Consider the following 20351-nt stretch of genomic DNA (forward strand, 5'->3'; position numbering starts at 1 on the left):
TTTTGAAAAAGATTGATTTTTGTAACTGCTTCCTTTATGATTAGGGCAGCAAAGAAAAAATGAGGAGTGAATGAAGATGGATTATCAATTTCCAGCAGGCTTTTGGTGGGGGTCAGCCGCTAGTGGCCCACAAACAGAAGGTGTATTTGAAGGTGATGGCAAAGGGGCAAGCATCTGGGATTACTGGTATCAGCAAGAACCAGAGAAATTTTTCAATGGGGTAGGTCCTGAAAAAACCTCGCAAGTCTACACACGCTATCAAGAAGATATTCAACTCATGAAAGAAACCGGCCATACGACGTTTCGGACGTCGATCCAATGGAGTCGTCTTTTCCCGCAAGGCAAAGGAGAAGTCAATCAAAAAGCCGTTGATTTTTACAATGCCTACATTGATGAGTTGATCGCCAACGGGATCGAACCTTTCATGAATTTATACCACTTCGATATGCCAATGGCGCTGCAAGAAAAAGGCGGCTGGTTGAACCGAGAGACCGTGGATGCCTATGTCGCGTTTGCGCAAACCTGCTTTACGTTATTTGGTGATCGTGTCAAGAAATGGTTCACTCATAATGAACCGATCGTCCCTGTTGAAGGCGGCTATCTTTACCAATTCCATTATCCGAATGAGATCAACATGAAACATGCAGTCCAAGTTGGGTTCCACGAAACGTTGGCGAGTGCTAAAGCCATCAAAGTTTACCATGAGATGAACCTTGGTGGGGAGATCGGCATTATTTTGAATTTGACGCCAAGCTATCCAAGAGATGAGAACGATCCAGAGGATGTCAAAGCAGCGCAAATCGCAGATGCCTTCTTTAATCGCTCTTTCTTAGACCCTGCTGTCAAAGGCACGTTCCCAGAAGAATTAGTGAACATCGTCAAGGAATTAGATATGGTACCAGCGATGGAAGCTGATGATTTACAAACGATTCGCGAAAATACGATCGACTTGTTGGGGATCAATTATTACCAACCTCGTCGTATCATGAAGAAAGAATCACCGATCGATCAAGCGAAAAGTCCAATGCCAGATGATTACTTTGATAACTATGATATGCCAAACAAGAAAATGAACCCGTATCGTGGATGGGAAATCTATGAAAAAGGGATCTATGATATTTTGACAAACACGCGAGAAAACTATGGCAATATCAAGTGCTACATTTCTGAAAATGGCATGGGTGTCGAAGGAGAAGAACGTTTCGTCAATGCTGATGGCGTGATCGAAGATGATTACCGCATCGAGTTTGTCTCTGACCACTTGAAGTATGTCCACCAAGCGATCCAAGAAGGAACCAATTGTGTTGGCTACCATATGTGGACCTGCATGGACAACTGGTCCTGGACCAATGCTTGCAAGAACCGTTACGGATTTATCTCCGTTGACTTAGCAAATGATGCTAAACGAACGGTGAAAAAATCAGGTCGTTGGTTTAAAGAAGTTTCAGATAATAACGGCTTTTAATAACAATGGAAAAAGCAATGCTGTAGGGATCAGCATTGCTTTTTTTGTGTAAAATCGCGGATTTTTCTGTCTTGTTCCGAAGGGCATTCTCTATTAAAAAACCACCTGTTTTTGCAAATGATAAGCTGGGTTAAACAAAAGCACAGTTTTGATAAAGAAAAGACTAGACATGGAAACGTTCTCGTGGTATTCTTTAGTAGAAATCGGTTTCATTATTTTGTTTAGGGTTTGAAAGGAGAAAAAAACAATGGATAAATTTATTGGATTTATGGAGAAGCACTTTATTCCGATCGCTTCTAAAATAGGCTCTCAAAGACATCTAGTGGCCATTCGTGACGGATTTATCGTAACGATGCCGTTGATGATCTTAGGCTCTTTTGGGGTATTGATCAACAACTTACCAATTCCTGCCTATATTGATTTTATGAATGGCATTTTTGGTGAAGGGACATGGCAAGCCTTTGGGAACAACTTGTCAGCAGGTACTTTTTCAATACTTGGTCTGTTAATCGCTTTCACAGTAGCGTATAATTTAGCTAAAAGCTACAATCAAGACGCATTAGGTGCTGGGGCGATCTCAGTTGCAAGTTTCTTCGCATTAGGTGCAATGGCGACAGGCCCAGATGGTTTGTTAACAGCTGCCGGACTTGGTTCTCAAGGATTATTTTTAGCATTAATCGTATCGATCATTTCTACTGAGATCTTCCGTCGTCTAGCTGGCAACCCACGCTTAGTCATCAACATGCCTGATGGAGTACCACCAGCAGTATCACGTTCATTTGCTGCGTTATTCCCAGCAATGATCACCGTATCGATCTTTGCTTTGTTTACAGCAATTTTCCAAGCATTTGGTGTGACAAGTATCGTATTGTCCTTCTATGAATTGGTGCAACAACCATTCATGGGCTTGGCAAACTCTTACCCAGCTGCTTTGCTATTAGGTTTTATCTCTGCATTCTTATGGTTCTTTGGTTTGCATGGTGCCAACATCATCGACCCGTTCATGCAAACGATCAATGTGCCAGCGATCGAAGCAAACGCACGAGCATTAGAAGCAGGAACAGATTTGCCTTATATCGTCAACAAACCATTCTTTGATTCTTTCGTGAACATCGGCGGAACAGGCGCGACACTAGGTCTTCTGATTGCGATCTTTTTAGTTGCTCGTCATCATAAAGCGTATATGACTGTCGCAAAACTATCCGTTGCACCAGGTGTGTTCATGATCAATGAACCAGTGATGTTTGGGTTACCCGTTGTCTTGAACCCAATCTTGTTCATCCCATATGTGTTGACACCACTTGTTTTAGTCACGACTGCTTATTTTGCAACTGCAACTGGCTTAGTTCCTGCAAGTACCGTCATCGCACCATGGACGACGCCACCAATCATCGGCGGTATTTTGTCGACACAAAGTATTGCTGGCGGAATCTTGGCAGCTGTTAACTTGATCTTGTCGATCGTTATCTACTTGCCGTTCGTGAAAATGGCGCAAATTCAAGAAACACGCCGTTTAAAAAATGCGTAATGTCTGATCGAGTCGATTAGAAACAAGCGCCAAACGTAATAGACCTTATCCGGCCGCGATCAGAGTGCAATACCCCTTATCACACTGCTTCATTGGAAGGTGCAGTGGTGTGATGACACTCTTTTCGTTTGGCCGGTTCTTTTCTCGTTTTCCAATCAATACAACACACGTTTTGGAGGTGGCAAAATGCCCAAATATATGGAGATCGCAGATGTTCTGCGTAAAAGAATCAAGGACGGGACTTATCCGAAAGACAGTCTTTTACCTTATCAAACAGAGTTAGTGGAAGAGTTTGGCGTCAGCCGAATGACGATTAAAAATGCGGTGAATATCCTGATTATGGAAGGCTTGCTGCTGACAAAGCGCGGCTTAGGGACCAAAGTTTTGAATCATTCCTTTTGGGGCAAAGATACCTCATCGGTGACAGAATACAAAGGCCTGAGCTATCAGATGAAACAAGAAAAACGGACGTTGACTAGCCAAGTCATCACCTTTGAAGTCTGTTTTCCTACAACAAGAATTCAAGAGATGCTTCAGATCACTGCCGAACAACCAATCTACCATGTGATCCGTTTGCGGATCTTAGAAGGCAATCCCTACATACTCGAGCATTCCTATATGCCGTTGGATCTGGTCAGCGGTTTGACGAAAGAGATCTTGGAAGAATCCGTCTATGACTATCTGTTGCAAGATTTAGGCTACAAATTTGCTGGTGCTTATCGGACTTTTCAGGCTGCCAAAAGTGATGAATACGATCAAACCTATTTAGCGTGCCAAGTAGATGATCCGGTATTGGAATTAGAACAGATCATCTATTTAGAATCGGGACGTCCAGTGGACTATTCCTGCAGCCGCAATCGGTATGATGTTCGTGGCTATTCCATGTTAGACATGAAGCCTGATCTGTTACAGCACCGCAAAAAGTAACGGCTTACAAAATGCTTCTTCAATGAAAAAACGCTTCATAGCTACTGTTGGCTATGAAGCGTTTTTGTTTTGATTTAAGAAGTGGGTTGATTTTGATCGCCTAGTTTGGCTAAGATAGTTTCCGCAACGGCTTTGGGAATACCAGCTTGCTGGATCTCTTCCACCGAAGCTGCTTGAATGTTCTTTAACGACTTGAAGGTTTTCATCAGCTGTTGCTTGCGTTTTGGTCCTAAGCCAGGAATTTCATCCAGCTTGGAAGAAAAGCTGTTTTTACTGCGCAGTTGGCGATGGAAGGTGATCGCAAAACGATGGACCTCATCTTGGATTCGTTGCAGCAAAAAGAATTCCACAGAATTGCGTTCCAGTTGGATCGGATCTAAAAATTCCCCGAAAATCAACTCGCTGGTTTTGTGTTTGTTGTTCTTCACTAAACCTGCAACCGGAATATCTAAACCTAGCTGGTTATGCAGCACTTCTTGGGCAGCACCGACTTGGGCTTTCCCGCCATCGATGATGATCAGATCAGGAAAAGGCAGGTTTTCTTTTAGAACACGAGAGTATCGGCGGTAGATGACTTCTTGCATAGAGCCATAATCATCGCCGCCTTGTGCGGTACGAATCTTATATTTCCGATAATCATCTTTAAACGGCTTCCCGTCGACAAAAACCACCATTGCAGAAACCGGATCGGTTCCCATGATGTGGGAGTTATCGAAGGCTTCAATCCGATAAGGTGTCGGGATCCCCATGGCATCGCCTAGACGATCCACAGCACCGATCGTCCGTTCTTCAGTACGCTCGATCAACGCAAATTTTTGGGCCAAGGCAATGCGGGCATTTTTATTGGCCAAATCGACCAATTTCTTTTTGTCGCCTCGTTGGGGCTGCAGGACTTTGGTTTCCAACAGCGCTTCTAATGGGGCAGCATCGACATTTTGCGGAACAAAGACTTCTTTGGGAATGAAGTGTTCATTCTTTTGGTAAAACTGGCCGACGAAGGTCAAGAAATCTTCATCCGCTTCATTGTAGAAAGGAAACAAAGAGACTTCTCGTTCGATCAGCTTTCCTTGACGGATAAAGAATACTTGGACACACATCCAGCCTTTGTCGACACTGTAGCCAAAGACATCACGGTCCATCAGGTCGGTCAGGGTCATTTTTTGTCGCGTCATGACGGTATCGATCGCTTGGATCTGATCCCGCAGCTCAGCCGCTCGCTCAAACTCTAATGTTTCAATGGCTTCGCCCATCTTCTCTTTCAGATCTTTCAAAATATCGACGTGACCGCCGTGGAAAAAGTGTTTGACTTGATCCACGATCTTTTGATAATCCTTGGGGTCTACATTATTGACATAAGGACAGACGCATTGACCCAAATGATAATAAAGACAAGGCCGCTTTTGAGAAGGACCGCATTTTCGTAAAGGAAAGAGGCGATCTAGCACCCGTTTGGTTTCATTGGCTGCTCGTGCATCAGGATAAGGGCCAAAATATAAAGCCCCGTCTTTTAAAACTTTACGAGTGATGATCAAACGCGGATAGCGCTCTTTGGTCACTTTAATAAAAGGATACGACTTGTCGTCCTTTAACATGATATTGTATTTTGGTTTGTTTTTTTGAATCAAATTGATTTCCAGCAATAAAGCTTCCGTATTTGATTCGGTAACGACGTACTCAAAATCATTGATTTCTTGAACGAGCCGTTCGGTTTTCGTATCGTGGCTGCCGGTAAAATACGAACGGACACGATTTTTTAAAATTTTGGCTTTCCCAACATAGATGATTTTGTTATTTTTATCTTTCATTAAATAACAACCAGGTTGATCAGGAAGCAGCGCTAATTTGTTCTTGATTTGTTCGTTCATTTCAAGATCCTTTCTTACTGGTTTGCTTCACGAACTGCATAAGTAGTCAAAGGGCGGTCTAAGTTTCCCTCAAAAAGGGGAACGTTAGAGCCCATAGCCAGTACTCCTCATTTTAGCACAAATTTCTTAAGAAACAATCAATCGGACCAGATCAGCAGCGAGGAAGCGTAATCGTAAGAAAAGGTTAAGAAATCCCACGAGGCGGTGGTTCCCCCAAAAAATCAGTTTGTTATTATACGCTTGCCACCTGTGAGGGATCGTTTTGCGACCACTCCTGAATGAAGGTCCGCAATCCCTCGATGGCTGGTTCTGTGACTACTTTGCGCTGGATTAAGTAAAATTGGCGCTCAAAGTTTTTATCCAGCAGTTGATAGCCAATGCCGTGGGCGGCTCGCTTGGAAAGGATCGAACAGCCGAAGCCTTGTTTCAGCAAAGCGACAATCAATTCATTGCTGGCGATCTCGATGATCGGTCCTTGAATGTTCTGTTCCTCCAGATAGCGCTTAGTGTAATAGTAGACACCAGAACTCGCTTCTCGGACGAGCCAAGGACCGGTTTGGGGATCGCCAGCTAAGACGAGCTGATCTTTCAAAATCGGAAAACGCAAAATACTCGGTGCGGATAAGGGTTTTTCAATGATCCCTAAATCCAGTTGATGTTGTTCAAGCGCTGTTAAGACTTCAGCGGAGTTCATCATCGATACCCGAAAACGCACCGTGGGAAAGGCGTTGTATAAAGCAATCATCAAGTTAGGCATCAAGGCCATCGCATAGGTATGAGAGATGCCTAGGGCACAGTGGCTTTGGTGCTGCGTGTTGGTATGGATCTCGCTGGTGATCGTCGACCACTCATCCAATAAATTCAGTGCCTTTTCGTAAAGGTACTCTGCTTGGGGTGTGGCGATCACGTTTTTGCGACCATTGCGTAAAAAGAGCGGTGTATCCAGGTCTTGTTCCAACTGCTTGATTTGAGCAGAAACCGTGGACTGCGAAATAAATAGCAATTCGGCAGCTTTCGAAAAATTTTTCGTTTCATAGACCATCTTAAAAGTCTCCAATAATTTTAACATTGCAATCCCTTCCATTAGAAAATTCAATCATAACTATTATACCAATAAATCCTACTGATCGGTCAATCTGTGTATAATGGATGTTATATGAAAGGATGAAAGCAATGAAGCAACGACAAACAGCTTTGATACTTCCCGGTTTGTTCCTGTCCTTTTCGGTAGCCGTCATCGCCCGAATCATGGCTTTGGCTGTGCCAAAATTAGGGGGAGCAACCCTTGCTATTTTATTAGGAATCATTTTAGGAAATACACTGTTCAAGCAAGAACGCTATCAAGTCGGGACGAAGGTTGCGGAAAGTCGTCTCCTAGAATATTCGGTGGTTTTGCTGGGCTTTACCGTCACTTTCCAGACTATCAGTGAAATGGGTCTTCGGGGCTTTCTCTTTATTTTGCTGATGATGAGCTTGGTCATTACCGCTGCTTATTTGATAGGGAAAAAAATGGGCTTTAATCAAAAGATGAGCCTGATGATGGCAGGCGGCAATGCTGTCTGTGGGTCCTCTGCGATTGCGGCGATCGCACCAGCCATTGATGCCGATGATGAAGAAAAAGGGCAGATCATCACCTTGGTCAATCTTTTAGGAACGGTGATGATGCTGACGCTGCCGTTTTTAGGCTTGGCCTTATACGGCGATGATCTATTGCAAAAAAGCGCCTTACTTGGCGGCACACTGCAATCCGTCGGGCAAGTCGTGGCGGGGGCTAGTTTGATTGATGCCGACACCGTCAAATACGCGATGCTCTTTAAAATCGCGCGCATCATCATGTTGGCAGTCGTCGTCATTGTTTTTGAACGAATGACGACAAAGACCCCCACCAAAACCAAAGGCAAAGGTAAGCTACGGCTGCCAATCCCTTGGTATGTGTTGGGCTTCTTGACCATCTGTATCTTGAACAGCTTCTTGCCGCTGCCTAGCTGGTTGAATGAGGGGGCTCATTTTATCAGTACGTGGTTTGAAACAACGGCGTTGGCAGCCATCGGTTTGCGCCTGGATTTCCGCAAGTTTTTAAAAGAAGGACCGCGCTTTTTATTCTATGGTCTTTCCGTTGGAGCCGTCCAAACCGTGGGTGCTGTTGCGTTGATTTGGTTGCTGCGGCTCTAATTCACACGAGGCACATCCCATAAAGCACGTTTGAAGCGTACGATTGTTTAACGAAAAAAGCCACGACGGTTGATCGAAGGGCACGCTTTGCTGTTTCTGTTGGAAGAGGCAGCAAGGCGTGGCTTTTCAGATCAACTGTCGGGCTTTTTTTAGCGACAAAGATGGTTAGACGGGAACTTGGATGACTTGAACACCTTGTTGCTCAATCAAGTCGATGACTTTGGGATCAGAATAATGGTCGGTGATCAGCAGATCGATAGCCGCAATTGCGCCAATCGTAAAATTGGATTGCTTACCGATTTTTCGATAATCCGCGATAACGATCAACTTGCCAGAATTTTCGATGATTTTCGCATTGACTTTGGCTTCGTGGATCACTGAAGTGGAAATGCCGGTCTGTAAATCTAACCCACTACAACCAATGATCGTAACATCAGAACGAACATGAGAAAACGACTCCACGGCGATATCCCCTGACAAGGCCGCTTTAGGATAGCGTATTTCGCCGCCACTTAAAACGATCGTTGATTTTGGATGGTGTTCCATTTGGATCACACTTGTATTGTTCGTCAACAAACTGATTCGTTTGTCCGTTAGATGGCGCAACGTTTGAGCGGCGCTAGTACTCGTATTGACGAAAAGGGTATCGCCATCTTTTACTTGGCGAGCCGCTTCTTTGGCTAGTCGATCTTTGATGTACTCGATCGAGTCGGTGGGATGCGCTTCATCTTCATAAGCTTCACAGTATTCGATTTTTCCGTGGGTTTGTTTGATCTGACCCATCTCACTCAGTACGGTACAGTCTCTGCGGATCGTCATCTCTGATACTCCCAACTGATGACTGAGGGTCTTCACATCAGAAAAACCAGATGTTTTTATCAGATCGATCAATTGTTTTCTCCTTTGCCTCACTTCTTCATTGGAACGTTTCACGATACTTCCTCCTTACATGCGCTTTATTCTATTCTTGTCTTTCATCGTTTATCCAGATTGCGATTGCCTTTGCATAGCAAAAACCTTCTCGCCTCATTCTCGCAAGTTCAAGTGATGATCCCACACCACTTGTTGAGAAGCAACGATGTGTTTGTTGTTTCTTCTTTCGAACTCATTTTAACATATCCCCTATACATTACCATATATATTAAATAATCACATTTATTTATGGGTTAATTAACATATAATAAGCTAAATTAACATAAAACTAGATTGAAAGCGTTTTTCTATATGTTAGAATCAAAGTGTAAATAAGCAAGGGAGGAATAAGAATGGCACATGTAAATGATGTTTCGAAAGAGAGTTGGCTTTTAAATACGTTTCCAGAATGGGGGACCTATTTGAACGAAGAGATTGAAAATGAGCTTGTGAAAGAAGGCACAGTTTCCATGTGGTGGCTAGGCTGTACGGGTATTTGGCTGAAGAGTGCGGAAGGAACCAATATTTTATGCGACCTTTGGTGTGGCACTGGCAAGCGCAGTCATGGGAATGGGCAAATGAAAAAAGGCCATCAAATGATGCGAATGAGTGGTGTACAAGAAATGCAGCCTAACCTACGGACTCAGCCCTTTGTGATCGATCCATTTGCAATCAAAGGAGTGGATGCGTTAGTGGTGACCCACATCCATTCCGATCATTTAGACATCAATACCGCAGCCGCAGTCCATCAAAATTGTCCAGAAGCAAAATTCGTCGGTCCCCATGAAGTCGTTGCAACTTGGTTGAAATGGGGAATACCAGAAGAAAAAACCATCGTGGTCAAACCGGGGGATGAAGTGACTATTGGGCAGGTGAAAATCGTCGCTTTAGAAGCATTCGATCGAACCGCTCTGATTACTTGTGAAGATCCGGATACCAGCTTGAAAGGAAAAATGCCACAGGACATGGATCGTATCGCAGTCAATTACTTGTTTGAGACTTCCGGTGGGGCGATTTATCATGCAGGAGATTCTCATTATTCGAATGTATTTGCTAAACATGGGAATCAGTACAAGATCGATGTTTGCTTAGGTGCATATGGCGAAAACCCGCGGGGCATCACCGACAAAGTTACATCAGTCGATATGTTGCGGATGGCCGAATCCCTCAATGCCAAAGTGGTGATTCCCGTACATTATGATATCTGGTCCAATTTTATGGCTGATCCAAAAGAGATCACCGAGATTTGGAAGTTTAAAAAAGATCGTTTGAACTATGAGTTTAAACCGTATATTTGGCAAGTTGGCGGCAAATTCACCTACCCAACGAATAAAGATGATCTTGAATTTAATTTCTATCGTGGCTTCAAAGATGTTTTTTCGGTCGACAATGATACGCCATTCCCTTCTTTCTTATAAAAGAAGGGGGGGTGCTGCAAAAGCCAAATTTGAAAGGAGCAAACGTAATGCTGCGTTATTTTTATGAAAATGAGTTGGTTGCAATCAACCATGAACAGCCCGAAGACTGGGAAGCTGCTATCTGGGCGAGTGGCGAAGGATTAAAGCAAAAGGCGTTGATTACGGATCAGTACATTGAAGATGTCATTCGGGATGTCCATCAATACGGTCCTTATATTGTGATCATTCCCAAAGTAGCCATGCCCCATTCTTCAGCAGAAAGCAAAGGCGTCTTAGGAACAGGGATCGGGCTGACGATTTTTCCAGCGCCCATCTCGTTTCAGGAAGATAATCCGGACAAGGAGGCGCAGTTGTTCTTTATGCTCGCTGCCAAAAACGCTGAAGCACATATGAACAATATCGCTGGTTTATCAGAGATGTTGATGGAAGAGGGGCTGGTAGAAGATCTATTAGGTGTAAAAACGATGGCAGATTTTGAAATGGTGATGGAGAAATATGACCAAAAAGAAAGCAGGGATTAGATGGAAGTGGTAGGAGATTTCTTATTGAGATGCTGGGATTACTTTGCTCAGAATATTTTGATGCAGCCAGCTTTTTTGATCGGTTTTATTGTACTGATCGGTTACTTACTATTGAAACGGCCGTTTGTTGAATGTGTCGCAGGTTTCTTAAAAGCCACCGTTGGTTACTTGATTTTGACGATTGGCTCTGGTGGATTGGTCAATAATTTCCGTCCGATCTTGGTGGGGCTTAAGGAGCGTTTTGAATTAGATGCGATGGTCACTGACCCGTATTTTGGTCAAAATGCGATCACCGCCGGCATTGAAGAACGATTCGGACGCACCTTTGGTGACACGATGCTCTTATTATTGATTGCCTTTGTTTTTAATATCTTACTCGTTCGCTTTAAAAAATATACGAAGCTGCGGGCCGTCTTCACTACTGGAAATGTGCAAGTACAGCAAGCCGCAACGGCCTTTTGGTTGCTGCTATTTTGTTTTCCAGACTTGGGTCGGATCGAAGTCTTACTTGTCATGGGCTTGATCTTAGGCTGCTATTGGGCGGTTGGTTCCAATTTGACCGTGGGCATCTGTCAAGATTTGACGGAAGGTGCTGGTTTTGCGATTGCCCATCAACAGATGTTTGGTGTTTATTTCTTTGCGAGACTTGCGGAACGGTTCAAAAAGAACAAATCCAATCGGAAATTAGAAGATGTCGAACTACCGGGTTTTTTATCGGTCTTCAATGAAAATATGGTATCGACTTCGATCCTGATGCTCTTTTTCTTCGGTATCATTTTAGTGACACTTGGACAAGATTATTTAATAACAGCAGGATTTATGGCAGAAGGACAAAGTTTCTTGTTTTATATTTTACAAACATCACTGATGTTTGCCGTCTACTTAGCAATTCTTCAATTAGGTGTGCGCACCTTCGTTTCCGAATTGACCGAGTCATTTCAAGGAATCTCAAATACGATTTTACCAGGTGCTGTTCCGGGGATCGATATCGCCGCAACCTTTGCCTTTGGTTCACCAAATGCTGTGACGGTGGGCTTTTTATTCGGTGCATTAGGACAATTTTTAATGATTGCTTTACTGATTTTGTTCCGGTCACCAACGATCGTGATTGCCGGGTTTATCCCACTGTTCTTTGATAATGCAGCGATTGCCGTTTTTGCCAACAACCGTGGAGGTATCAAGGCGGCTTGTCTTTTCCCATTCTTATCAGGCATCATTCAGATCGGTGGTTCGGCCTTGATCGCTACTTGGGTAGGATTGTCCCAATATGGCGGCTATCTTGGTATGTTCGACTGGGCGACCGTCTGGCCATTCTTTACAGTATTGATGAAATTCTTAGGCATCATTGGTGTGGTTCTTGTGGTGGTGATCTTATTAGTGATTCCACAATTGCAGTACCGCAGAGATCCAGAAGGGTATTTCTTGATCGTAGATGATTACGATGCGTATGTAGAAAAACAAAAATAATGAATTCTTAGGAGGAAAAAAGATGAGAGTATTAGTATCTTGTGCAAATGGATCAGGAACAAGTTTGATGATGATGCGGAGTGTTGAAAAAGCTTTGAAGTCTGAAGGGATCACAATCACCTCTATCCACCACTGCGCGATTTCTGAAGGCAAAAGCACCGCCAAGAATTACGATGTGGTCTTTACGCCAATGAACTTTGTCAATATGTTCGATAAAGCAAAAGAAAAGGGCGTAACAGTGATCGGGGTCAGAAATGTGATGTCTCCAAAAGAAATCATTGAGCGGGTCAGAGAAGCGGGTCTTTCAAAGGAGTAGTCAGCGTAACAGGATGTGGCAAAACAAAAAGGTTGGTCAAACAAAAGAGAGGGGAATTTCATGAGCATACCAAAACTACAGATTGCTTGCGATCACTCCGATTTAGCTAGTGCACTGGCAGATATCAAAAAAGTCGGCGATGTGGTTGATATTATTGAAGCAGGGACTATTTTATTGTTGCAAGAAGGAGAACAGGTATTACGCTGTTTCCGAGCAATGTATCCGGAGAAGTTGATCGTAGCAGACACAAAATGTGCCGATGCCGGTGGGACGGTCGCCAAAAACTGCCAGCAAGCTGGCGCGGATTATATGACCGTGATTTGTGCAGCAACGATCCCAACAATGAAGGCAGCAGCAAAAGAAATTGCTGAGATCCAAGTAGAATTATATGGTGACTGGACCTACCAGCAAGCACAGCAGTGGCTAGATGCCGGCATCTCACAAGCCATCTATCATCAAAGTCGTGACGCATTGTTAGCTGGTGAAACATGGGGAGAAAAAGATTTAACGAAAGTCCGTAAATTGATCGATATGGGGTTTCGAGTGTCAGTCACGGGAGGATTGAGCGTCGAGACGTTGGCTCTGTTTGCCGGCATTGATGTGTATACCTTTATCACAGGACGAGGCATCACTGCCGCTGACGATCCGCAACAAGCAGCAGTTGATTTCAAGCAAGAGATTTTACGGATTTGGGGGTAGTTTTCTATGAGTTTGATCGGTCTATATGAAAAAGCAACACCCAAAGCCCTTTCTTGGCCGGAACGATTGCAGTTTGTCAAAGACCGAGGTTTCGACTTCATTGAAATGTCCATCGATGAATCCGATGAACGCTTGGCACGCCTAGAGTGGAACCAAGCACAGCGCAAAGAGATCGTCGAGGCAATCTATGACTCGGGGATCAAAATCTTGTCTTTATGTCTCAGTGGACATCGGCGGTTTCCCTTTGGTTCGATCGATGAAAAAAAGCGCAAGTACGCGATGCATCTGATGGAAAAAGCCATCGACTTGGCTTCAGATTTGGGTATTCGCTGCATCCAATTAGCCGGATACGATGTGTATTATGAGGAAAAAAGTCTTTGTAGCCGAGAATGGTTCATTGCCAATCTAAAAGAAGCCGTCGCCAGGGCGTCTGAAAAGGGGGTCGTTTTGTCACTAGAGATCATGGATGATCCGTTTCTGAATTCTATCTCAAAATATTTACGGATCAAGGAGCAGATCCCTTCACCCTATCTACAAGTCTATCCAGATGTCGGGAACCTGTCGGCCTGGCCAGAAAATGATGTCGGTTATGAATTAGAAAAAGGCATTTGCGAGATTACCCAGATTCATTTGAAAGATACATTGGCGGTCTCAGATAAGTTTCGAGGAAAGTTTAAAGAAGTACCGTTTGGCACTGGGTGTGTTGATTTTGATGGCTGCTTACGCACGCTGAAGCGGTTGAATTATAACGGTTCTTTTGTCATCGAGATGTGGAGTGAGACGAGCGCTGACCCGATTGGGGAGATTGAACAAGCCAAAGCATATTTATTACCAAAACTAAAGGAGGTCGGTTACCTTGATCAATCAGCTTCAATTGATGAAAGAGCGAGTTTATCAAGCCAATAAGAGACTACCTGAGGAAGGGCTAGTAAAGCTGACTTGGGGAAATGTCAGTGAGATTGATCGAGATTTAGGGATCATCGTCATTAAACCAAGTGGTGTTGATTATCAGACGATGACGGTTGATTCAATGGTGGTTTGCGACTTAACGGGAACACCGAAAGAGGCGAAGACGTTGAAGCCTTCCTCGGATATCAAAACCCATGCGCTATTGTATAAGCACTTCGAAGGCGTCAAGGCGATCGTCCATACGCATTCGACAAATGCGGTAAAATGGGCGCAAGCACAGCGAGACATCCCTGCATATGGAACGACGCATGCGGATACTTTTTATGGTAGTGTCCCTTGCACACGACCATTACGGGCCTCTGAGGTAACGGCAGACTATGAAAAAGAAACTGGTAAAGTCATTGTCGAGACGTTTGAAAAGCGGGGATTAGATCCGCTTGCATGCCCAGCTGTCCTCACAGCGGGACACGGTCCCTTTACTTGGGGGCAATCTGCGGAACAAGCGGTCAGCAATAGTATTGTTTTAGAAGAGGTTGCAGAAATGGCACTAGGTACCGAAGCTTTGACCTTGGAGCGAACACCGATCGCTGATTATTTGCTGGATAAACATTATTTCCGCAAGCATGGCGAACATGCTTATTATGGACAAGGATAACGGAAAAGCAGCCATTCCTAGCGATCAAGGAATGGCTGCTGTTCTATTCGTTTTCTTCAACGAGTGTTTTCACATAAAAGCGATCCATCGTGGTATGCTGTGCCGCCAATAGTGGCTGGGACAATGCGCGATAGCCGGCTTTTTGATAGACATGCAAGGCAGCTTCTAAAGAATGATGGGATTCTAAATAGAGTTGCCGATAGCCTAGTTCAAAAGCTTTGGCCTCGATCTTCGCCAGCAGGGGATAGCTGAGGCGCTGCCCTTTGGCGGCATCACTGAGATAAAATTTTTGCAGCTCGGCGATTTGCCCTTCTGAATCATAAGTGGCAAGACCACCGCCGCCTAAAAGGATACCCGATTCATCGGTGACGACAAAATAATGGCGGCTAGCAGGATCTGCTGCATAAAATTCACTTAAGTGGTCTAACTCGGGATCAAAATAGGCAGTTCCTGGAACCGCCAACTGGTGGTCGGTCAAGCTTTTGCGAATGATAGCAGCTAATGGCGCATCATCTTGAGATTGGATCGGACGAAATATCGGCTTCATGCAGTTCCTCCTTAACGTAAAAGTAAATGAATAGCTATAGTGTACCACAAGCATCGAGGTAGTGTTTAGTGATGATAAGAAAAGCCATCCTCGCAATGGCGCACCTCTTTAATAAAAAAAACGCCCCTCGTTGCCAGGCTCCTAATGTAAAAAGGAGGATGGCGAAACGAGGGGGCGGTTTTTGTGTTCGTCATGGAAGCAGTAATTAGAGCGTTTCACCATTAGAGGCGATTACTTGCTGGTACCACGCAAAGGAATCTTTTTTCAAACGATTCAAGGTTCCTTTGCCGGTATTGTCTTTGTCGACATAGATCATGCCATAGCGTTTCTCCATTTCGCCGCTGCCGAAGCTGACGATATCAATGATCCCCCAAGGCGTATAACCTAATAGCGGTACACCATCTTCAACCACCGCTTTTTCCATCTGTTCGATATGCTCTTTCAGGTAAGTGATGCGGTAATCATCATGGACTTGCTGTTCATCGGTTAATTGATCGTAAGCACCAAAGCCATTTTCTACGATAAATAGCGGCAAGTCATAGCGTTGATAGATCGTATTTAACACATAGCGCAACCCGACTGGATCGATAGGCCAGCCCCAATCAGAAGCACTGATATAAGGATTACTCACGATTTTTGCTCCCGGGATATCCTCAGTTGGTGTGCCAGCCACTTCATCAAGGGTTGAGATCGTTCCTGACATGTAATAGCTGAACCCAATATAATCAACGGTTCCTGCTTTTAATAGCGCTTGTTCCTCGGGCGTGATCTCAATCGTGATGCCTTTTTTTGCCCAATATTTTTGCACATAGGTTGGGATCTTGCCTCGTACGTGGACGTCGCTGTAAAAATAGCGCCGTTCATTGGCTTTGACGGATGCCATCAAATCAGCTGGCGCACAAGAGTAGGGGTAGACCGGGACATAGGCCATCATACAACCAATCTGAAACTCTGGATTGATTTTTTTGCCTTCGATCACGGCTGCCGCGCTGGCAATCAACTCATTGACGCCCGCTTGAAAGACGAGTGCTTCTTTTTGACTGTCATCCTCGATGATCATGGCAGAATTGGTCCAAACGTGCAGCGGCTCTTGCCCATCTGCTTGATTATTGATTTCATTGAAAGTCATCCAATACGTCACTTTGTCATGATACCGTTGAAAAACAGTCTTAGCGAATTTGACAAAGAGGGGAATCACTTCTTTGTTAGCAAACCCACCAAATTCTTCATAGAGGGCATAAGGCATTTCAAAGTGAGACAAAGTGATGACGGGTTCGATGCCATTTGCCTGCAATTCGTCGAAAAGATCATCGTAGTATTGGAGACCGGCTTCATTTGGTTCTTCTTCTGTTCCAGTTGGATAGATCCGGCTCCAAGAAATCGATGTCCGTAGACATTTCAAGCCCAGTTCTTTGAATAACTGGATATCTTCTTTGTAACGGTGATAAAAGTCAATGGCTTCATGGTTCGGGTAATATTCCCCTTCAATGACTCCTTTGGTGATTTTACGGGGAATACCGTTGCCACCGGCCGTCATGACATCGGCGGTACTCATTCCACGGCCAGCAACATTCCAAGCGCCTTCCGCTTGATGGGCAGCGATCGCGCCGCCCCATAAAAAATCTTTCGGCATTTTTGCGGACATAAATTTCATTCCTCCTCGACTCATTCGTTTGCTTATAATTCTACTTTCTGGGAACGGTTAGAGGCGATCACGAAAGGCAAATAGATCAAGACCGAAATCGCAAGACAAACGACACCGACAACCGCAGCGATCGCATTTCCTCCAGTTCCTAAAAAGAGATTAATGATTCCTGGGGTCGTCCATGGTACCCCAATCGCTGGGGTCGGCATGATCGGCCAGACAACAGTGACAAAATAACCCACCAAAATATTGACCATTGGTGTCAAAATAAACGGAATGATCATGATTGGATTCAAGACGATCGGTAGACCGAAGATCATCGGTTCATTGATTTGGAAAATTCCTGGAACTAAGGACATCTTAGCGATCTCACGTTGTTCTGGACGTTTTGAAGCGATGAAGATCGCAATGATCAAGCCCAATGTCATACCAGTTCCGCCCATATTTGCGAACATATCATTTAAAACGCCCCAGGTTTCTTTGTAAGGAACGTCCCACAAGGAGCCGCCCTGGTTGATAAAGTCTAGGTTAGCTAGATCTTGTTCGGTAAAAATCGCTGAACGAACCGCATTCAATGTGTTTGGTCCATGGATCCCGATCGCAAACAACGTGGTTTGCAAGAATGCCAAGATCAAGACACCGACGACATTGCCCCCCAGATCCCGCAATGGACTTTGGATCCCGTTGTAAATCAGTTCATTGATGCCTTCCGGTGCAATCATTAAAACTAAGAAATTGATCAAAGCAGTGACTGCCACGATGATCACGATCGGAATCATGCCAGAAAAGGAACGGGAAACAGCTGGTGGTACCATTTCAGGCATTTTGATCTGCAATCGTTTGACCTTGAAAAGCTTGGGTAAGAATTCACCGACCAAACAAGCCACGATCATAGCTACGAACAACCCTTGGGCGCCTAAATATTGTGTAGAGATCACATTGATATCATCTACTGCAAACGAGGTCGGGTACAAGATCATAAAGGCAGCGACACTTGTCAAACCAACTAACGTAGCATCTGCTTGGAAATGCTTGGCTAAAAGTTGGGCAACAAGAAACGCAATGAATAAACTCATGATGTTGATGGTCCCGTTCGCCACGGAAGCTAGAACTTGCTGGGCGCTTTCCAGATTAGGAAAAAGCCGATTCAGTTGAAATAATTGCACGATGAAACTTTCATTGGAAAATAAAATATTGTTGACCAAAATAACGAGAGAAGAAGCGATGGTCAGTGGGAAAATCAGCATGAATGCATCCCGGATCGCTGCTACGTGGCGTTGATTGTTCAACTTTGTTGCGATTGGTACCAACGAGCGGTCTAACAGGTCATTGAATTTTTGCATAATAATAACACCTTTCCTTAATTGATGCCATCATTATAGCGAATGAAAGCGGCTAAAAGTAAGCGGATACGGATTCCGTACATATCTCTCAAGAAATGAAAAAAATTCCGCATCCGGAACACAGTGTTACAAAAAAAGATGGTTCAGTAAACTGAACCATCAAGGGTTGGAACGATAATCTTGTAAATAGCCGATCAGTGTTTCTAAAATCGCTACTGAAGGCAATTGACTAGTCAAATCAAGAAAGATGTCTTTGCGTTCCTCTTTGATCGCATACTCGATCGAATAATCGCACAGGCGTGCCAACGTACTTTCCCGATTGGGGGTAATGCAATATTTTTGCACGATCGCTTGATTGTCTAAACCGGTAATGACTTCGATCAGTTCTTTGGTTTCACCAGAGACACTCAGAAAAACCAAAACATTTTTTTGATCTTTTCGCAAAAAGCTTTTGATTGGGTAGGTCAGCTCATCAATGCTGATACTAAAGTAACCGAGACTGGCTAGCTTGCGGGCAACGTATTGCGCGATCGCACCGGATGCCCCCATCCCCATAAATAAGATCAAATCGGCATCTCGCATCGCTTCGGCAAGTTTTCGTATTTGGTATTCCGCATCAGGGTGGAAGATCTGCATATTCAAGCCTTTGATGCGCGCTTCTAAACCTAAGTGTTCAGGATGCGCGTCAAAATGGGCTTTTTCTAAATGATTTTTGATATAGAAGCGAAATTCTGGAAACGACTGAAAGCCGACTTTTTGAATAAAACGAAAGACCGAAGTCGAAGAGACATGAGCATCATCGGCAATGTCGCGCACACGCATATACGGGATCTTTTCTAAGTGATTGACGATAAAACGGTAGATTTCTTGTTCTACCGCAGAGAGCTTGTTCAAGTTTAATTGTTCAAAAAGCGCCATGCTGGTTCCTCGCTGTCCTAGATAATCAATTTACACCAGTATAGCATATCCGAACTTTTAACGGTGCAGCTGTTGGTGGATCTGATAGACTGCGCCGATCAAGCCGGCATCGTTTTTTAGCTTCGCTGGACGAACAGGCGCGATGGTTTGTCCGCGCAAATAATTAATCGCTTCATGCCGTGTTTCCGTGATCGTCAAGCGAGCCTGCAGGCGTTCCCAGAAATAAGGATTGGCACTGATGCCGCCGCCGATCAATACCAATTCTGGATCAAAACAGCTGATCAAATTGATCAACCCTACAGACAAATCCGTTAGAAATTGGTCCGTCAGCTTCAACGCCAATGCTTCGCCTTGCTGCGCGCGGTCAAAAATCTCTTTGGCGTCTTGGGTGGGTTCAAAGCCAGGAACTGCTGCGCCAGATAAATTGTAGAGGCGAATCAAGCCGCCCACGACGGCAGTTTTTTTATTGATGGAACTTTCCTCGATATTGCCTTCTTCTGGCAGCTGATCGATCACCATCCAACCAAATTCACCAGCCATGCCATGAGCACCTCGGTAGACTTGATTATTGATTACGATCCCACCGCCTACACCAGTGCCTAGGACAAGACACAAATAGTTGGCTACCTCTTGCGCATTCCCGATCCATTTTTCAGCAATCGCTGCTGCATTGGCATCATTTTCCACCGCCACCGGCAATCCTGTACGCGCTTCCAAGACTGCTTTAAAATTTTCACCATATAACGATTTGATGGCTCCAGCCGTTAACATAAAGCCGTCTTTTTGAACGATCCCTGGGGCACTGATCCCAATGCCATCAATCGTGTGGCGGCTCTGGGCATCTTCGATGATCGTGAGTAGATCCTGATAAAACTGGGCTGGCTCATAGCTAGTGGGGATCGCTGATTTTTCAAGGATCACTCCGGTTTCATCTAAAACCCCATATTTAATACTTGTTCCGCCAATATCAAATCCTACGTACATTCTTCTTCCTCACCTTTCAAAACATTGTTGCCTTAAGTGTACCATCTGGCAGGAGGAATT

The 20351-nt window shown here is 44.4% G+C and carries 19 protein-coding genes; 11 read left to right on the forward strand and 8 right to left on the reverse strand.

Going from position 1 to position 20351, the window contains the following annotated elements; all coding sequences use genetic code 11:
• The first annotated feature begins 70 nt into the window (after positions 1–70).
• The 3 genes from A5877_RS09690 to A5877_RS09700 all read left to right on the forward strand — a co-directional run bounded on the left by A5877_RS09690 (position 71) and on the right by A5877_RS09700 (position 3920).
• Positions 71–1465 carry a glycoside hydrolase family 1 protein gene (locus A5877_RS09690; RefSeq protein ID WP_086316752.1) on the forward strand — a complete coding sequence of 465 codons (1395 nt, stop codon included), beginning with the start codon at positions 71–73 and terminating at the stop codon, positions 1463–1465.
• A gap of 247 nt (positions 1466–1712) precedes the next feature.
• Positions 1713–2993: a PTS sugar transporter subunit IIC gene (locus tag A5877_RS09695; RefSeq protein ID WP_005232725.1), complete on the forward strand. Its 1281-nt coding sequence runs from the start codon at positions 1713–1715 to the stop codon at positions 2991–2993.
• 186 nt (positions 2994–3179) lie between these two features.
• A complete protein-coding gene (locus A5877_RS09700) occupies positions 3180–3920 on the forward strand; it encodes a GntR family transcriptional regulator (protein ID WP_005226685.1) in 741 nt (246 codons plus the stop codon).
• 74 nt (positions 3921–3994) lie between these two features.
• On the opposite strand, the gene uvrC is transcribed toward A5877_RS09700, so the two are convergent.
• Positions 3995–5785 (reverse strand): excinuclease ABC subunit UvrC, encoded by a 1791-nt coding sequence (gene uvrC, locus A5877_RS09705; RefSeq protein ID WP_005232721.1) that lies wholly within the window; start codon positions 5783–5785, stop codon positions 3995–3997.
• A gap of 232 nt (positions 5786–6017) precedes the next feature.
• Positions 6018–6869, reverse strand: coding sequence for a LysR family transcriptional regulator (locus tag A5877_RS09710; protein WP_086316753.1), 852 nt, complete (start codon positions 6867–6869; stop codon positions 6018–6020).
• 65 nt (positions 6870–6934) lie between these two features.
• Here A5877_RS09710 and A5877_RS09715 point away from each other — a divergent pair, with 65 nt between their 5' ends.
• Positions 6935–7957 carry a YeiH family protein gene (locus A5877_RS09715; RefSeq protein ID WP_016619553.1) on the forward strand — a complete coding sequence of 341 codons (1023 nt, stop codon included), beginning with the start codon at positions 6935–6937 and terminating at the stop codon, positions 7955–7957.
• 165 nt (positions 7958–8122) lie between these two features.
• On the opposite strand, the gene A5877_RS09720 is transcribed toward A5877_RS09715, so the two are convergent.
• Complete coding sequence (locus A5877_RS09720; RefSeq protein ID WP_005232717.1) at positions 8123–8890, reverse strand: DeoR/GlpR family DNA-binding transcription regulator; 768 nt, start codon at positions 8888–8890, stop codon at positions 8123–8125.
• Positions 8891–9222: 332 nt separating this feature from the next.
• Between A5877_RS09720 and ulaG the strand changes: the two genes are divergently transcribed.
• The 7 genes from ulaG to araD are packed head-to-tail and all read left to right on the forward strand — an operon-like array spanning position 9223 to position 14854.
• Positions 9223–10287 (forward strand): L-ascorbate 6-phosphate lactonase, encoded by a 1065-nt coding sequence (gene ulaG, locus A5877_RS09725; protein ID WP_005232716.1) that lies wholly within the window; start codon positions 9223–9225, stop codon positions 10285–10287.
• 47 nt (positions 10288–10334) lie between these two features.
• Entirely contained in the window at positions 10335–10808 is a 474-nt protein-coding gene (locus A5877_RS09730; RefSeq protein ID WP_086298951.1) for a PTS sugar transporter subunit IIA, read from the forward strand.
• Positions 10809–12275, forward strand: coding sequence for a PTS ascorbate transporter subunit IIC (locus A5877_RS09735; protein WP_016611581.1), 1467 nt, complete (start codon positions 10809–10811; stop codon positions 12273–12275).
• 22 nt (positions 12276–12297) lie between these two features.
• On the forward strand, positions 12298–12591 hold the full coding sequence (locus A5877_RS09740) for a PTS sugar transporter subunit IIB (protein ID WP_008376531.1): 294 nt from the start codon (positions 12298–12300) through the stop codon (positions 12589–12591).
• Between the two features lie 60 nt (positions 12592–12651).
• Positions 12652–13290, forward strand: coding sequence for a 3-keto-L-gulonate-6-phosphate decarboxylase UlaD (locus A5877_RS09745; RefSeq protein ID WP_008376529.1), 639 nt, complete (start codon positions 12652–12654; stop codon positions 13288–13290).
• A 6-nt stretch (positions 13291–13296) separates the two neighbouring features.
• On the forward strand, positions 13297–14196 hold the full coding sequence (locus tag A5877_RS09750) for an L-ribulose-5-phosphate 3-epimerase (protein WP_086316754.1): 900 nt from the start codon (positions 13297–13299) through the stop codon (positions 14194–14196).
• Positions 14168–14854, forward strand: a complete 687-nt coding sequence (gene araD, locus A5877_RS09755; protein ID WP_016619555.1) for an L-ribulose-5-phosphate 4-epimerase AraD — start codon at positions 14168–14170, stop codon at positions 14852–14854. Before A5877_RS09750 ends, araD begins: the two co-directional genes overlap by 29 nt.
• Positions 14855–14897: 43 nt before the next feature.
• Here the strand turns inward: araD and A5877_RS09760 are convergent, their stop codons facing one another.
• The 5 genes from A5877_RS09760 to A5877_RS09780 all read right to left on the reverse strand — a co-directional run bounded on the left by A5877_RS09760 (position 14898) and on the right by A5877_RS09780 (position 20291).
• Entirely contained in the window at positions 14898–15401 is a 504-nt protein-coding gene (locus A5877_RS09760; RefSeq protein ID WP_086316755.1) for a GNAT family N-acetyltransferase, read from the reverse strand.
• Between the two features lie 205 nt (positions 15402–15606).
• Positions 15607–17046, reverse strand: coding sequence for a 6-phospho-beta-glucosidase (locus A5877_RS09765; RefSeq protein ID WP_008376521.1), 1440 nt, complete (start codon positions 17044–17046; stop codon positions 15607–15609).
• Positions 17047–17078: 32 nt separating this feature from the next.
• Positions 17079–18389, reverse strand: coding sequence for a PTS sugar transporter subunit IIC (locus A5877_RS09770; RefSeq protein WP_086316756.1), 1311 nt, complete (start codon positions 18387–18389; stop codon positions 17079–17081).
• A gap of 159 nt (positions 18390–18548) precedes the next feature.
• Positions 18549–19307, reverse strand: coding sequence for a MurR/RpiR family transcriptional regulator (locus A5877_RS09775; RefSeq protein ID WP_005232695.1), 759 nt, complete (start codon positions 19305–19307; stop codon positions 18549–18551).
• A gap of 57 nt (positions 19308–19364) precedes the next feature.
• Positions 19365–20291, reverse strand: coding sequence for an ROK family protein (locus tag A5877_RS09780; RefSeq protein ID WP_005232693.1), 927 nt, complete (start codon positions 20289–20291; stop codon positions 19365–19367).
• Positions 20292–20351: the final 60 nt, after the last annotated feature.

Source organism: Enterococcus sp. 3C7_DIV0644, from assembly GCF_002141235.1.
Classification (GTDB): domain Bacteria; phylum Bacillota; class Bacilli; order Lactobacillales; family Enterococcaceae; genus Enterococcus_D; species Enterococcus_D entomosocium.